General features: G+C 68.4%; 12 protein-coding genes and 1 tRNA gene. 4 read left to right on the forward strand and 9 right to left on the reverse strand.

From position 1 onward, the window contains the following. Positions 1–256 precede the first annotated feature (256 nt). From RALTA_RS15385 to def, 9 genes are all read right to left on the reverse strand, one after another. Positions 257–748 (reverse strand): hypothetical protein, encoded by a 492-nt coding sequence (locus RALTA_RS15385; protein ID WP_012354331.1) that lies wholly within the window; start codon positions 746–748, stop codon positions 257–259. Between the two features lie 272 nt (positions 749–1,020). Further along, positions 1,021–1,096: transfer RNA gene (locus RALTA_RS15390), tRNA-Phe, on the reverse strand. Positions 1,097–1,156: 60 nt separating this feature from the next. Beyond that, a complete protein-coding gene (locus RALTA_RS15395; RefSeq protein ID WP_012354332.1) occupies positions 1,157–1,867 on the reverse strand; it encodes a response regulator in 711 nt (236 codons plus the stop codon). A gap of 52 nt (positions 1,868–1,919) precedes the next feature. Then, positions 1,920–4,352 (reverse strand): sensor histidine kinase, encoded by a 2,433-nt coding sequence (locus RALTA_RS15400; RefSeq protein ID WP_012354333.1) that lies wholly within the window; start codon positions 4,350–4,352, stop codon positions 1,920–1,922. Then, on the reverse strand, positions 4,349–5,224 hold the full coding sequence (locus tag RALTA_RS15405) for a DUF4390 domain-containing protein (protein WP_012354334.1): 876 nt from the start codon (positions 5,222–5,224) through the stop codon (positions 4,349–4,351). Before RALTA_RS15405 ends, RALTA_RS15400 begins: the two co-directional genes overlap by 4 nt. A gap of 9 nt (positions 5,225–5,233) precedes the next feature. Further along, positions 5,234–6,667 (reverse strand): 16S rRNA (cytosine(967)-C(5))-methyltransferase RsmB, encoded by a 1,434-nt coding sequence (rsmB, locus tag RALTA_RS15410; protein WP_012354335.1) that lies wholly within the window; start codon positions 6,665–6,667, stop codon positions 5,234–5,236. A gap of 141 nt (positions 6,668–6,808) precedes the next feature. Continuing rightward, positions 6,809–7,669, reverse strand: a complete 861-nt coding sequence (gene htpX / locus RALTA_RS15415; RefSeq protein WP_012354336.1) for a zinc metalloprotease HtpX — start codon at positions 7,667–7,669, stop codon at positions 6,809–6,811. A gap of 188 nt (positions 7,670–7,857) precedes the next feature. Then, a complete protein-coding gene (gene fmt / locus RALTA_RS15420) occupies positions 7,858–8,871 on the reverse strand; it encodes a methionyl-tRNA formyltransferase (protein WP_012354337.1) in 1,014 nt (337 codons plus the stop codon). Positions 8,872–9,024: 153 nt separating this feature from the next. Further along, positions 9,025–9,531 carry a peptide deformylase gene (def, locus tag RALTA_RS15425; protein WP_012354338.1) on the reverse strand — a complete coding sequence of 169 codons (507 nt, stop codon included), beginning with the start codon at positions 9,529–9,531 and terminating at the stop codon, positions 9,025–9,027. A 160-nt stretch (positions 9,532–9,691) separates the two neighbouring features. Here def and RALTA_RS15430 point away from each other — a divergent pair, with 160 nt between their 5' ends. The 4 genes from RALTA_RS15430 to RALTA_RS15445 all read left to right on the forward strand — a co-directional run bounded on the left by RALTA_RS15430 (position 9,692) and on the right by RALTA_RS15445 (position 15,419). Continuing rightward, positions 9,692–10,873 (forward strand): LysM peptidoglycan-binding domain-containing protein, encoded by a 1,182-nt coding sequence (locus RALTA_RS15430; protein ID WP_012354339.1) that lies wholly within the window; start codon positions 9,692–9,694, stop codon positions 10,871–10,873. A 7-nt stretch (positions 10,874–10,880) separates the two neighbouring features. Continuing rightward, entirely contained in the window at positions 10,881–12,083 is a 1,203-nt protein-coding gene (dprA, locus tag RALTA_RS15435; RefSeq protein ID WP_012354340.1) for a DNA-processing protein DprA, read from the forward strand. Positions 12,084–12,165: 82 nt separating this feature from the next. Then, on the forward strand, positions 12,166–12,570 hold the full coding sequence (locus RALTA_RS15440) for a thioredoxin family protein (protein WP_012354341.1): 405 nt from the start codon (positions 12,166–12,168) through the stop codon (positions 12,568–12,570). A gap of 158 nt (positions 12,571–12,728) precedes the next feature. Then, positions 12,729–15,419 (forward strand): DNA topoisomerase III, encoded by a 2,691-nt coding sequence (locus RALTA_RS15445; RefSeq protein WP_012354342.1) that lies wholly within the window; start codon positions 12,729–12,731, stop codon positions 15,417–15,419. The last annotated feature ends 3 nt before the right edge of the window (positions 15,420–15,422 follow it).

The following is a 15,422-nucleotide window of genomic DNA, read 5'->3' on the forward strand; positions in this document are numbered from 1 at the left end:
CAGGGCCGGAACGTGGGTGTGTGTCGGAGCCGGTGGCGGAAACGATGGGGACGGCGCGCAGCAACAAGGTGGACAACGTCGCCTGAGACGACGCCTCGAACGGTGGCAGGTCGTTGCCCTCAACGCAGGGCAACGCCGCGGCGCAGCGGCTGCGCGCGCGGTCGCGACAGTGTTCCGCCGCGGCCCCGGTGCGTCAATGCGCGCTGACGATGTTGTGTGCTGACGCCGGGTTTCGAATCGCGCCGTTCAGCGCCATTCAACGCAACAGGAAGGCAATATCCTCGACCACGATATTCGCCACCGGGATGCCCTTGCGGCGCTGGAACAGGATGTGCTGCTGCACCCGGCTGCGCTGTTCTGCGAACGCAGCGGGATCGATCGGCGTTCCCGTTCGGATGTAGTGCTGCACCAGCAGCTTGTAGGCGCGATGGCGTACCTGCATGGCCTCGGTTTCGGCGCGCAGCCGCTTGATCTCCGCCGGGCTGCGGTCGATGGCCTGGTGCAGCTCTTCCACCGTGCGCGCGTGCAGTTCGCGGTAGACATCGCGCTCGGCTTCCATCTGATGCAGCTCGTCGCGCAGCGCGCGGATCTTGTTCTGCAGCTTCAGCGTCTGCGACACCGCCTGCTGCATCCGCCCCGCCGCCCCCAGCGCCTGGCTAGCCGCCGCCATGGTGCTCTTCCACAAGCCACGCTCGCCGGCCGCGGTCTGCGGCGGCCAGTGCTTGTCCGTCCCGATCAGTGTGTCCATCCAACCCCCCGGTAAGAAAGTATGGGCCCGGGGCCGGGGTATCCGCGTTATGGCTGCGCCTTGCAATGCGGCTTGGCCGGCCTGGCCCGCCCCGCCTGGTGGCGGTGCGTCAGGGCATCCTAGAGAGACATGGATCGGCTGCCAAGTAGAAGATTTTTACTTCTGGATTGGGTGTTGCGTCGCGTCGGCGCCAGCGCGCGCGGCACGGCAGCCACCCTGACTGGCCGCCCAATGCAAAAAGCCCGGCTGCAAGAGCCGGGCTTTTCCTGTTCTGGTGGCCTGGGACGGAATCGAACCGCCGACACAAGGATTTTCAATCCTCTGCTCTACCGACTGAGCTACCGGGCCAAAGAAGCGAAACTATAACTGGACTTTCAGTGCCAGTCAAGCGTCATGTAGGCCACTGCTTCAGTGCTCGGCCGGCTCCGGCTTGTTGCGGCCCAGTTCCACGCCAAGCTGCTTGAGCTTGCGATACAGGTGGGTACGCTCCAGTCCGGTCTTCTCGGCCACGCGCGTCATGCTGCCGTGTTCGCGCAGCAGGTGGTATTCGAAATAGGCGCGCTCGAACAGGTCGCGCGCTTCGCGCAGCGGCATGTCGAACGAGAACTGCATCTCGGCTTCGGGCACGCGCGCCGGGCTGCCGTTGGGTGCGGCTTCGGCAGTGGCCTCGGGCGTGGGGGCGGCGGTGCCGGGTTCCGCCGTTGGCGCGGTGGCGGGTGCGGCGGCGGCCGTGGCGCTGCTGCGCGGGCGTTCGATGCCACGGGCCAGGCCCTGCTCCACCGCGGACAGCAGCTTCTGCAGCGCGATCGGCTTTTCCAGGAAATTGAGCGCGCCGATCTTGGTGGCCTCGACCGCGGTGTCGATGGTGGCGTGGCCCGACATCATGATGACGGGCATGGTCAGCTGTCCCTGCGCGGACCACTCCTTGAGCAGCGTCACGCCATCGGTATCGGGCATCCAGATATCGAGCAGCACGAGATCGGGCGTGCCCGCCGCACGGTAATCGCGCGCCTGTTGCGCGTTTTCCGCGAGTTCGACCACATGGCCTTCGTCGCTGAGGATCTCCGAGAGCAGCTCCCGGATTCCCATTTCGTCATCGACTACGAGGATGGTTGCCATACTTCCCCTCTTAACCCCACCGCAGCGTTCCGGGACCGGACGCCAATGTTGACTATGCCAGTTTAACGAACAGGATCGAGATCTGCGCACCGACGATCTCGGCACCTTCCATGCGATTGCGCAGTTCGATGCGCGCGCCGTGTTCGTCAATGATCTTCTTTACCATCGCGAGCCCGAGACCGGTGCCCTTGGCTTTGGTGGTCACATAAGGCTCGAACGCACGGCTCAGGATGCGTGGTGCAAAACCGGGACCATTGTCCGCAATGGTGAGCTTGACGGCCTGCCGGTTCTCGCCGGCAGAATCTTTGTATTCTACAGTCTCGGTGTGCAGAGTGATATGGGGCGCCGCCCTACCGGCCGCGACGTTCTCCGCGGCAGCGTCCTGCGCGTTCTGCAGCAGGTTGTGGATGACCTGGCGCAGTTGCGTGGGGTCGCCCTTGATCTCGGGCAGCGCACTGCCCAGCGTCGGATGGATCACCGGGTGCTCGTGCACCGCCGGATCGTCGATGCCATACAGGTGCAGCACCTCGGCCACCAGGCTGTTCAGTTGCAGCGATTGCAGCACCGCGGGCGGCGTGCGCGCGTAGTCGCGGAAATCATCGACCATGCGCTTCATCGCGGCCACCTGGTTGACGATGGTGGCGGCGCCGCGCTTGAGCACGTCGGCATCGGTGCCCTCGAGCTTGGGCGAGAGCTTCATCTGCAGGCGCTCGGCCGAGAGCTGGATCGGCGTGAGCGGATTCTTGATCTCGTGCGCCAGGCGCCGTGCCACCTCGCCCCACGCCACCGAGCGTTGAGCGGAAATCACATCGGAGATATCGTCGAAGACGATCACATAGCCGGGCTCGTCACGCTCGCCGCCGGGCAGGCGTGCGCCGCGCACCAGCAGCGTCAGCGGCTGCTCCTCGCCCTGCGGCAGTTCGATCTGCTTCTGCCAGTGCTCGGCGCCGCCCAGCACCTCGCTGGTGTTCTGGTCCGAGAAGGCCTGGCGCACGATCTCGGCGAACGGCCCCATGCCGGGAATCTGCTCCATCGGCAGGCCCATCACCGCGCCGAACGGCTGGCGGAAAATGCGCTCGGCGCCCGGGTTGGCGGTGATCAGCACGAAGCGGCGGTCGAACACCAGCACGCCCGCCGTGAGGTTCTGCAGCACGCTCTCGAGGTAGGCCTTCGATTGCTCCAGCGCGGCGCGGTTTTCTTCCACCGCCAGCCGCGCCTCGGCCAGCTGGCGCGTCATCTGGTTGAACTGCTGCGTCAGCATGCCCAGTTCATCGCGGCTTTTGAGCTCGCGCTTGGGCGACAGGTCGCCCTCGGCCACTTCCTTGGTCCCCTGCAGCAGCATCAGCAGCGGCCGCGCCAGCTGCCCGCCGAGCAGCAGCGCCAGCATCACCGCGATGAACACCGCCAGGAACAGCGTCAGCGTCAGCGTGCCGATATACATCTTGCGCAGGCCGGTGCGGCCCAGCGCCTTCTCCTGGTATTCCTGGTACGCGCGCTGGACCTCGTCGGCATTGCGCGCCAGGACGGCCGGCACCGGGTGCAGCACCTGCAGGTAGCGCTCTTCGCGCACGGTCTCGCCGACCAGGCCGAAGCCGCTCGATGGAGAATCTTCCGGGCTGCGTTCCACCGACAGGCCCGAGCCGGCCCAGCGCGACGGCCGGGACAGCGCACGCGGGGCACTGGCGGCGCTGACCGTATCCTGTGCCGGTCCGGGTGCAGCGCCCAGCGGAATGATGACGCGCAGGCGATACAGGTGGCTGCTGTCGACGCGCTCGGACGCCTGGGCCACGTCGCTGGACGGATCGGTGCCACCCTCGACCGCGGCATAGCCGCCCGCCAGCCGCGCCTGTTCCGCCAGCACGCCCGAAGGCAGGTCCGGCACCAGCGAGGCATAGTTGCTGGAAGCGGATGCCAGCACGCGCCCGCTGCCGGTGAAGATCGCGGCTTCCTGCACGCCGTACTGCTCGCGCAGCCGGTTCAGCTGCAGCGAGGTGGCCACGCCGGAAGCGCCGGCCAGCTGCTCGGACATCAGCCGCGCCTTGCCTTGCAGGTCGGCCAGCGCGCTGTCGATGGTGGAGCGCCCCAGGTTCAGTCCGGCCTCGAGCGCGGTTTCCACGCGCACGTCGAACCAGGACTCGATGCTGCGCGAGACAAACTGCAGCGATACCAGGTAGATCAGCACGCCGGGCAGCACGCCCACCACGCCGAAGAACACCGCGAGCTTGCTCATCAGCCGCGTGCCGAACTTGCCGCGGCGATAGCGCAGCCACAGCGTGACCGCGAGCGCGCCGACGGTCAGCACCAGCAGCGCGCCGATCACCAGGTTCACCTTGAACAGCAGCGTGAAATAGCGATCGAAGAATTCGGTATTGGCCGATGCGCCCGCCAGCAGGCCCACCAGCACCAGGGCCAGGAAGACGATGATGCCGGCCACGACGCGGTACAGCACGCGCCGGAACCGGCTGTCCCACAACGGGTTGCTCATGGCTGGCTCGGCGCGGGCTGCGCCAGCGTCGCCGGCGACAGCGCGAACGACGCGGTCTGCAGATACAGGCCGCGTCCTTCCATCAGGCCGCGCTCGTTGGCCGCCGCAGGCGCCGATGCCGGAGCCGGTGCGGGCATGGGCACGGTCGGCGAGGCCGGCAACGCAGGCAATGCCGGTGGCGGTGCCGGCGGCTGCGGCGCGGGCGCGGGCGGCGCGTTCAGGTCGGTCGGCACGGTATAGGTGAAGCGCCGCCAGTCGGACGCCAGGTTCCAGTCGCGTGTGTTGACGGCGTTGATCTGGAACGGCTTGGGCAACTGCGACAGGTCAAGCCGCATGCGCACCTCGGCGTTGTAGGTCTCGCCGGGCTTGACCGCGCTGCGCTCGAACACGCGCCAGCCGCGCACGCGCTGGATAAACTGCAGCGCGCTCTTCAGGCGTGTGAACGGCAGCTGCAGGCCGCCGGTGGAGATGCGGTACTGGCGCGTCAGCGGCTGGTACGACAAGCGCACGCTGCGGGTGGTGTTGACCGGCTTGTCGTCGAACCAGTACCAGCGCGAGCGCGACAGCTGGAAGTCGACCGCGAAATACAGCGAGATGCCCTTGTGCAGCGCGTCCTCGAGTGCGGGCGGCAGGTCGAAGTCGAAGCTCGCGGCAAGCTCGAAGCCGCCGTCCTGGTATTCGACGCGGGCCTCGGTGGCCTCGATGACCTGCGCCTGCGCTGCGCGGGGCAGCCACAGCGCGGCGGCCAGCGCCAGAAGCAGCGCCAGTGCCCAGCGCGCCAGCGGGGTGCGCCGGCCGGGCACGGAATCCGCGCCGGTGTCGGCGCGGAGGTCTTCAACGCGAAAGCCTGACAGGCGCGGCGTGCTCGGCATCGGATCAGATCAGGCGCGTTTCTGGAAGCGGGCGTAGAAGAAGCCATCGTGATCGGATGGCAGGCTGGTACCGTCGGTGCTGCTGTCAAGGGTGGCCTTGTCACCGTCCGCGCCCGCGGCAAGCGTTGCATGGGTGCCGGGCAGCAGCTGTCCCGGCGCCTGCAATCGTATCGCATCTGCCAGTTGCTCACCAAACCAGCGCGCCTGCTCCTCGCCCTCCGTTGGAAAAATAGAACAGGTGACATAGACCAGGATGCCGCCCGGCTTGAGCAGGGGCCACAGCTGCGAGACGATGCGGCGCTGCTCGGTGATGAGCCTGGCGATATCGGTTTCGCGGCGCAGCCAGCGGATGTCCGGATGGCGCCGCACGATGCCCGAGGCCGAGCACGGCACGTCGGCGAGGATGCGGTCGAAGGGTTGCCCGTCCCACCAGTCGGCGGGCCGGCTGGCATCGCCGACCACGATCTTTGCCGACTTGCCCAGGCGCGCCAGGTTCTCGCCGATGCGGGTGGCGCGCTGCGGGTCGCTCTCGACCGCGGTCACTTCGATATCGGCCAGCTCCAGCAGATGCCCGGTCTTGCCGCCGGGCGCCGCGCAGGCATCGAGCACGCGCATGCCGTCGGCCACTTCGAGCAGCGGCGCGGCGAGTTGCGCGCCGGCATCCTGCACCGACACCACGCCTTCGGCAAAGCCCGGCAGCTGGTTCACCGGCACCGCGCGCACCAGGCGTACGGCCTGCGGACCGACCACGTGCCCCGCCAGGCCGGCGTTGGCCAGGTCGGTGCGGTATTGCGGCACGGACACGCGCGCGGTGTTGACGCGTACCGTCATCGGCGGCCGCACGTTGGCGCTGGCGGCCAGCGCCATCCACTGGTCGGGGTAGGCCTCGCGCAGCAGGCGCAGCCACCACGGCGGCAGGTTCCAGCGCGCCTGCTCGTCGCGGTTGACCTCGGCCAGCAGCGCCTTGCGCTCGCGCAGGAACCGACGCAGCACCGCGTTGACCAGTCCGCGTGCGTGCGCGGTCTTGGGTTCGGAGGCGGCCGCGCTCACGGCCTGGTCGACCACCGTGAAGGTGCTGTAGCCCGGACGGCCGGCGTCGGCCTCGTGGCGCGCCGCGTCGGCGCCGTCGTGGCGGTCGCGCGGACCGGGCCCATGTTCCAGCAACAGCGCCAGCGCCACCGCCAGCAGCGAATCGACCTGTGCACCGGGCGGCCGCGTTACCAGCTTCGTCACCAGCGCACGCGCGGTGCCGAACTGGCGCATGGTGCGGTAGGCGATGTCCTGCAGCGCGCCGCGGGTGGCGGCATCGCGCACGCGGTCCAGCTTCAGTTGCGCGGCGGCGTCCTCGATCGCCTGGGGCAAGGCGGTGCCTTCGCTGACGGCGCGCACCGCGGTGGCGGCACCAAGCATCTGGAAGGCAAGCGAATCGGGTGGCAGGCGCATATCGGTCAGGCGGCGGATCAGGCAGCAGGTAAGGCGTGAATCGGGAAGGCGCGCGGCACGGGCCAAAAAAAGCCCGCCGGTCCACGCGGAACAGCGGGCAGTTTACCTTGTGACGGGGCCGCGCCCCGGATTTCCGGTGGCTCAGGCCGGGTAGGTGCCGGTCTGGGCCATCTGCATCAGGCGCGCGATGCGCTCCTCGGTGGCCGGGTGGGTCGAGAACAGGTTGGCGATGCCGCCGCCGGACAGCGGATTCATGATCATCATCTGCGCCGTGGCCGGATGTTCCTCGGCCGCCTGGAACGGAATGCCCTGCGCGTAGCGGTGGATCTTGTCGAGCGCGCTGGCCAGCGCCTGCGGGTCGCCGCAGATCTCGGCGCCGCCGCGGTCGGCTTCGAATTCGCGCGCGCGCGAGATCGCCATCTGGATCAGCGAGGCCGCCAGCGGCGCCAGGATGGCCACGGCAATGCTGGCGATCGGGTTGGTGCGGTTGCCGTTTTCATCGCGGCCTCCGAAGAACATCGCCATATTGGCCAGTGCCGAGATCGCGCCGGCCATGGTCGCGGCAATGGTCGAGGTCAGGATGTCGCGGTGGCGCACGTGGGCCAGCTCATGCGCCATCACGCCGCGCAGCTCGCGCTCGGACAGCACCCGCAGGATGCCGGTGGTGGCCGCCACCGCGGCATGCTCCGGGTTGCGGCCGGTGGCAAAGGCGTTGGGCGCGTCTTCATTGATCAGGTAGACGCGCGGCATCGGCAGGCCGGCGCGCTGCGCCAGGTCCTGCACCATGCCGTAGAACTGCGGCGCGCTGCCGGCATCGACTTCCTGCGCGTTGTACATGCGCAGGACCATCTTGTCCGAGAACCAGTAGGAGAAGAAGTTCATGCCCAGCGCGATCAGCAGCGCGAACATCATGCCGCTGCGCCCGCCGATCATGCCGCCGATGACGATGAACAGCGCCGTGATGGCCGCCATCAGCATGAAGGTCTTGACCCAGTTGAACATTGCGGTGACTCCGTGTAATCGCTTCCGGTGACGCGCCTCAGGCAGAAAAGCGGGCGCGATGCCCGTTAGATAGGGGCCGATCGCGGAAAATTCAACGGCCGTTCCACGGCGTGCCCCATGTTGCGCCGGGCGCGCGCACGGGGCGCTGTGCGCGGCACTTCAAGCGTCATGTGCGGCAAAGGGCCTGCTCAAGCCGCCGCGCCTCCGTTCCCGGGCACCACGCAGCGCGTGCCCGGCGGCAGCGGCAAGGCTTGCAGGAACTGCTGCGCCGGCTGGCGACGGCCGCCCGGCTTCTGCAGCTCGGTAACCTGCAGCGCGCTGCCCTCGCCGCAGGCGATCAGGATGCCGGCGGCATCGGCGGCCAGCACCGTGCCGGGCGGATGCGGCAGGCTGCTGGCCGCCGCCAGCGGCACGGCCTGCCAGCACTTGATCACGGTGTCGCCCACCTGCACGGTGGCGCCCGGAAATGGATTGAAGGCGCGCACCTGGTTGGCCAGCTCGGCGGCCGGGCGGCGCAGGTCCAGCGGCGCTTCGTCCTTGGCGATCTTCTCGGCGTAGGTGACGCCTTGCTCCGGTTGCGGCGTGGCCGGCAGCGGCCGGCCGGTATCCAGTTGCCGCAGCGCGTCGACGATCATGCGCGCGCCGAGCGCGGCCAGGGTGTCGTGCAGCGTGCCGGTGGTGTCGTCCGCGCCGATCGGCACCGCCTCGCGCGTGAGCATGTCGCCGGTGTCCAGGCCCTCGTCCATCTGCATCAGCGTGATGCCGGTCTCGGCGTCGCCCGCCTCGATGGCGCGGTGGATGGGCGCCGCGCCGCGCCAGCGCGGCAGCAGCGAGCCGTGGATATTCAGGCAGCCCAGCCGCGGCAGCGCCAGCACCTCGGCCGGCAGGATCAGGCCGTAGGCCGCCACCACCATGACATCCGGCGCGATGCCGGCAAGGGTGTCGATGGCCGCGGCGGCTTCTTCCGGATACTTGCCCTGGCGGCGCAGCGAACGCGGCTGCAGCACCGGCGCCAGGCCATTGGCGACGGCGAACTGCTTTACCGGGCTGGCCTGCAGCTGCATGCCGCGGCCGGCGGGCCGATCGGGCTGGGTCAGCACGGCGACCACCGGAAATCCGGCGGCGTGGATGGCTTCCAGCGCGACGCGCGCAAACTCGGGCGTGCCGGCAAAGGCGACACGCAAGGGGCTGGCTTGGGACATGGCAGGTTCCGTGGCCTGAAATGGCACCGGCCGCTATAGCGGCCGGTATCGTGGTTCTTCGGAAGTCATAAAGATAACAGACCCCGCGCCGATGCCGCACGCGGGTGGCCGGAATCCGGCGGGCTGTTACATCTTTATTGCCGCGGCTGCGGCTTACATGCGGGCGCGTTCGCGCTTCTGCAGCTTGCTCTTGATGCGGTTGAGCTTGAGCGGCGACAGGTATTCGACGAAGACCTTGCCGCGCAGATGATCGATCTCATGCTGGATGCAGACCGCCAGCAGGTCGTCGGCCTCGAGTTCGAAGCTCTCGCCCTTCTCGTTGAGCGCGCGCACGCGCACGCGGTCGGGGCGCTCGACCCGGTCATAGACCTCGGGCACCGACAGGCAGCCCTCTTCCCACACCTTGCGGTTGTCGCTGGCCCAGACGATCTCCGGGTTGATGAAGACCTGGAGCTGGTCGCGCGTTTCCGAGACGTCGATCACCACCACCTGCTCGTGCACGTTGACCTGGGTCGCGGCCAGGCCGATGCCGGGCGCTTCGTACATGGTTTCCGCCATGTCCTTGACCAGCTGGCGGATGCGGTCGTCCACCGCGGCCACGGGTTTGGCAACGGTGTGCAGGCGGGGATCGGGGTAGGTCAGGATGTCGAGTTTTGCCATGATGCTGGGGCGCAACGCCGGCTGCTGCCGGCAACCGGGCCGCGTTGCGGCGACGGATGTTTACATGCAGAATCGGGGCGCAAGTACAAAAATTCAAGGCGCGCCGCAACAGGCACGCTCTCCCGGGTCAATCCGGCCGAACCTCCGGCCGGTCAGGAAAATGCGCGATCTTACCAAAGAACACCAGGCGGCGTCGGGCCGCAGGCTGCACGCGTTCATCCCCAGATTTGCCTATCCATGCCTGAGTGCCGCGGCCTTCACCGCCGCGGCCGCGCTGCCGGCCGCGGCGGCGGACCTGACGGTCACGGCCGCCCAGCAGGCCGAGGCCCAGCGCACCGCCCGGCAGGGCATTCCCGTGGCCGACCTCGCCCCGAATGCACCCTCGCAATATTCGGTGCGTGCCGGCGACACGCTATGGGGCATTTCCGGCCGCTTCCTGCGCCAGCCGTGGCGCTGGCCCGAGCTGTGGGGCATGAACCGGCAGCAGATCCGCAATCCGCACCTGATCTACCCGGGCCAGATCCTGTACCTGATCCAGCGCGACGGGCGTGCCTGGCTGTCGACCGCGCCGGGTGGCAGCGACACCGTGCGCCTGTCGCCGCAGATGCGCAGCGGCGCCGCCGACGGCGCCGCCATCCTGAGCATCCCGGCCGCCGATATCGAGCCCTTCCTGATCCGCCCGCTGGTGGTTGACCAGGACACGCTCGATACCTCGGCGCGCATCGTGGCGGTGTCGGAATCGCGCGTCATCCTGGGCCGCGACGACACCGGCTATGCGCGCGGCATTCCCGCGGACGCGCCGCCGGGCAGCGACTGGCAGGCCTACCGCCCGCTCACCCCGGTGCGCGATCCCGTGACACAGGCCGTGCTTGGCTACGAGGCCGAATATGAAGGCAACGTGCGCCTGGCGCGCGGCGCGCAGGGCCCGGACGCGGTCTCGACCATGCAGGTCACGCAGGCCCGGCAAGAGATGGGCGTTGGCACGCTGCTGATGCCGCAGCCAGCGCGTGAAGCCCTGCGCTACGTGCCGCATGCGTCCGATGCGCAGCTCGACGGACGCGTCGCCAAGGTCTATGGCGGGGTGGAGTTCGGTGGCGCCAGGCAGGTGGTGGTGCTCAACCTTGGCAGCCAGGCGGGCGTGGAACCGGGCCACGTGCTGGCCCTGTCGCGCGCCGGCGAAACCGTGACCGACAAGACCGACGGCAACCGCCCCATCCGCCTGCCCGACGAGCGCTACGGACTGGCCTTCGTCTTCCGCGTGTTTCCCGGCGTCTCGTATGCGCTGGTCACCGACGCATCCAACGTGATCGCGGTCGGCGACCGCGCCGCCTCGCCGCGCTGAGCCGGCCTTGGCGACATCTCCGGCGGCGCCCGTCTGCGCCGCACCTTCCTGCCATGCCGGTGCCGGCGGGCAAGCCGTCATCCGCGATGCCGATGACCTGAAGGCATGGCTGCAGCTGGCCTGTGCCCCCGGGGTCGGCCCGGTCGCGGTGCGCCTGCTGCTGACGGCGTTCGGGCTGCCGCAGCAAGTGCTGGCGCAGAGCGTGACGGCGCTGTCCGCCATCGTCCCGGCCAAGCTGGCCCGCGCGGTACTGGCCAGGCCCGGTGCCGGCCTGGCGGCGCTGGCCGATCGCACGCTGGCGTGGCTGCGTACGCCCGGCAACCACCTGCTCACGCTGGCCGACGACGCCTACCCTCGCCGCCTGTTCGACCTGCACGATCCGCCGCCGCTGCTATATATCAGAGGCGATCCCGCGCTGCTGGCCCGTCCCGCGGTGGCCATCGTCGGCGCGCGCAATGCCACCGGGCAGGGCAAGTGCGATGCGCAGGCGTTCGGGCGCGAGCTGTCCGAGTCGGGCCTGACGGTGGTCTCGGGCCTGGCGCTGGGCATCGACGCCGCGGCGCATGCCGGCGGGCTGCTCGGCTGCGGCGGCACCGTCGCGGTCACGGGTACCGGAGCCGATCGGGTCTATCCGCCCGACAACCTGGCGCTGGCCCGCGAGGTCGCCGAGCGCGGCGCCGTCGTCACCGAATTTCCGCTCGGCATGCAGGGCCTGCCGGCCAACTTCCCGCGCCGCAACCGCATCATCGCGGCGCTGGCGCACGGGGTGCTGGTGGTGGAAGCCGCGGCGCGCTCGGGCTCGCTGATCACTGCGCGGCTGGCCGCGGAACTCGGGCGCGAGGTGTTCGCGGTGCCTGGGTCGATCCACGCGCCGCTGTCACAGGGCTGCCACCTGCTGATCCGCCAGGGCGCCAAGCTGGTGGAGCGCACCCAGGACGTGCTGGAAGAGATCAACCTGGGGCCGGCGGCCCCGGCTCGTGGGCAGCCGGCGGCGCCGGCCCTGGCTGCGCCACCGGCTTCGGATCAATCTGAATCTGCCGACTGCGCCGACCCGCTGCTGGCCGCCCTGGGCTACGATCCGGTTACGCTGGATGCGCTGTGCGAGCGCAGCGGCCAGCGCCCGGATGCCGCCGCGGCACGCCTGCTGGAACTGGAACTGGCCGGGCTTGCCGAGCGTCTACCCGGAAACCTGTTCCGACGCCTCGCATGAAGGCCGAACCGGGGCCGCGCGCGCAATGCCATACAATCCCCGGCTGTCCCGTGTGTCGCGGGCACCTCATGTTTCCGATGCCATGACCGTTTACTTTCCTGAACGTGACGCCGGCGCCATCGCCGACTGCCTGGCGGCGCGGCCACAGGGCCGTCTGGTAGCCTGCCTGTGCGCGCAGTGGTGCGGCACATGCCGGGATTACCTGACGGCGTTGACGGCGCTGGCGGCACGCTATCCGGATGACTGCTTTGTCTGGATCGATATCGAGACCCACGCGGATGCGCTGGGGGATATCGATATCGAGAATTTTCCGACCGTGCTGGTGCAGCCGGCGGCAGGCGGGGCGCCGCAGTTCTATGGCACCCTGCTGCCGCATATCGAGGTGCTCGAGCGCATGCTTGCGCGCGGCGCGGCCATGCCGGCGCCCACGGAAGATATGCCCCACGTGCTGGACTGGTTGCTTGACGGGGGGCGCGGCGGCGCCTAGGCGGCGCGCGCGACGGCAAGGGAGCCGCCATGAGGCTGGCTTGCACCGCCGTCGAAACCGCGCTTATTATTGGCGCCTCATAGCCCCCCGGCGTTCTGATTACTACGTTTGCAGTGCAATTAGCGGGTTGCCGGATGCAGCCCGCAAGGACCCTTCCCATGTCAAAAGCCCTCATCATCGCGGAAAAACCGTCGGTCGCGGCGGATATCGCCCGTGCCCTCGGGGGGTTTACCAAGCACGACGAGTATTTCGAGAGCGATGACTACGTGCTGTCCTCCGCCGTCGGCCACCTGGTAGAGATCGCCGCGCCGGACGAATATGAGGTCAAGCGTGGCAAGTGGAGCTTCGCCAACCTGCCGGTGATCCCGCCGCATTTCGACCTGCGCCCGATCGCGAAGACCGAATCGCGCCTGAAGGTGCTGAACCGGCTGATCAAGCGCAAGGATGTGACCACGCTGATCAACGCCTGCGACGCGGGGCGCGAAGGGGAACTGATTTTTCGCCTGATCGCTCAGCAGGCCAAGGCCAAGCAGCCGGTGCGCCGGCTGTGGCTGCAATCGATGACGCCGCAGGCGATCCGCGACGGCTTTGCCGCGCTGCGCGAAGACGAAGACATGCTGCCGCTGGCCGACGCCGCGCGCTGCCGCTCCGAGGCCGACTGGCTGGTCGGCATCAACGGCACGCGTGCCATGACCGCGTTCAACAGCAAGGGCGGCGGCTTCTTCCTGACTACCGTGGGCCGCGTGCAGACGCCGACGCTGTCGATCGTGGTCGAGCGCGAAGAGAAGATCAAGCACTTCGTCCCGCGCGACTACTGGGAAGTGCGCGCCGAGTTCATCGCCGCCGCCGGCCTGTATGAAGGCCGCTGGTTCGATCCCAAGTTCAAGAAGAACGAGTTCGACCCCGAGGCGCGCGAGTCGCGGCTGTGGAGCGAGGCCGAGGCCAAGAGCATCGTCGCCGCCTGCCGCGACAAGCCCGGCACCGTCACCGAGGAATCCAGGCCGTCGACGCAGCAGTCGCCGGCGCTGTTCGACCTGACCACGCTGCAGCGCGAGGCCAACTCGCGCTTCGGCTTCTCGGCCAAGAATACGCTCGGCCTGGCGCAGGCCCTGTATGAAAAGCACAAGGTCCTGACCTACCCGCGTACCGACGCGCGCGCGCTGCCCGAGGACTACATGGACACGGTCAAGCAGACCATGGACATGCTGGCCGACAGCTCGCCCAATTACCTGCCGCACGCCAAGAAAATCCTGGCGCAGGGTTGGGTTCGCCCGAACAAGAAGATCTTCGACAACAGCAAGATCAGCGACCACTTCGCCATCATCCCGACGCTGCAGGCGCCCAAGAACCTGTCGGAGCCGGAACAGAAGCTGTACGACCTGGTGGTGCGCCGCTTCCTGGCGGTGTTCTTCCCGGCGGCCGAGTTCCAGGTCACCACGCGCATTACCGAAGTTGCCGGCCACCACTTCAAGACCGAAGGCAAGGTGCTGGTCAACCCGGGCTGGCTGGTGATCTACGGGCGCGAGGCCCAGGGCGACAAGGACGCCGCCAATCTGGTGCCCGTGGCCAAGGATGAAAAGGTCAAGACCGACAAGGTCGAGGGCGTCGGGCTGACCACCAAGCCGCCCGCTCGCTACAACGAAGCCACGCTGCTGTCGGCGATGGAAGGCGCCGGCAAGCTGGTCGACGATGACGCGCTGCGCGAAGCCATGGCCGGCAAGGGCCTGGGCACGCCGGCCACGCGCGCGGCGATCATCGAAGGGCTGCTGACCGAGAAGTACCTGGTGCGCGAAGGACGCGAGCTGATCCCGACCGCCAAGGCGTTCCAGCTGATGACGCTGCTGCGCGGCCTGGGCGTGCAGGAACTGACGCAGGCGGAACTGACCGGCGAGTGGGAGCACAAGCTCTCGCAGATCGAGCGCGGCCGTCTCAAGCGCGACGAGTTCATGCGCGAGATCGCGCAGATGACGCAGCAGATCGTCAAGCGCGCCAAGGAATACGACAGCGATACCATCCCCGGCGATTACGCCACGCTGGACACGCCGTGCCCGCAGTGCGGCGGACAGGTCAAGGAGAACTATCGCCGCTTTGCCTGCACCGCGTGCGAATTCTCGATCAGCAAGATCCCGGGCGGCCGCCAGTTCGAGATCGAGGAAGTCGAAGAACTGCTGCAGAAGAAAGAGATCGGTCCGCTGCAGGGCTTCCGCAGCAAGATGGGCCGCCCGTTTGCCGCCATCCTCAAGCTGGGCAAGGACGACGAAGGCCATTACAAGATGGAATTCGACTTCGGCCAGAACGACGACGACAACGACGGCGAGCCGGTCGACTTCAGCGGCCAGCAGCCGGTAGGAACGTGCCCGAAGTGCGGCGGCTCGGTGTTCGAGCACGGCATGAAATACGTCTGCGAGAACAGCACGACCAGCCCCAAGAGCTGCGACTTCACCACCGGCAAGATCATCCTGCAGCAGGAAATCAGCCGCGAGCAGATCGGCAAGCTGCTCAACGAAGGCAAGACCGACCTGCTGACCGGCTTCAAGTCATCGCGCACCGGTCGCAACTTCAAGGCCTTCCTGGTCAAGCAGCCGGACGGCAAGATCGGCTTCGAGTTCGAGGCGCGCGAGCCCAAGGCCGGCGCCAAGAGCGCTGCCAAGGCCCCGGCCAAGGCGGCATCGCGCGGCACCGCCGAAGCCGAAGCGGCGCCGGCTACCAAGACCGCCGCCAAGACTGCGTCCAAGACGGCCGCCAAGACCGCAGCCGCCAAGGCCCCGGCGAAGAAGGCCGCGGCAAAGAAGGCTCCCGCCAAGACCGCCGCGGCAAAGAAGACACGCGCGGCAGCGGCCGGCGAGTAAGCC

The organism is Cupriavidus taiwanensis LMG 19424, from assembly GCF_000069785.1.
GTDB classification, from domain to species: Bacteria; Pseudomonadota; Gammaproteobacteria; order Burkholderiales; family Burkholderiaceae; genus Cupriavidus; species Cupriavidus taiwanensis.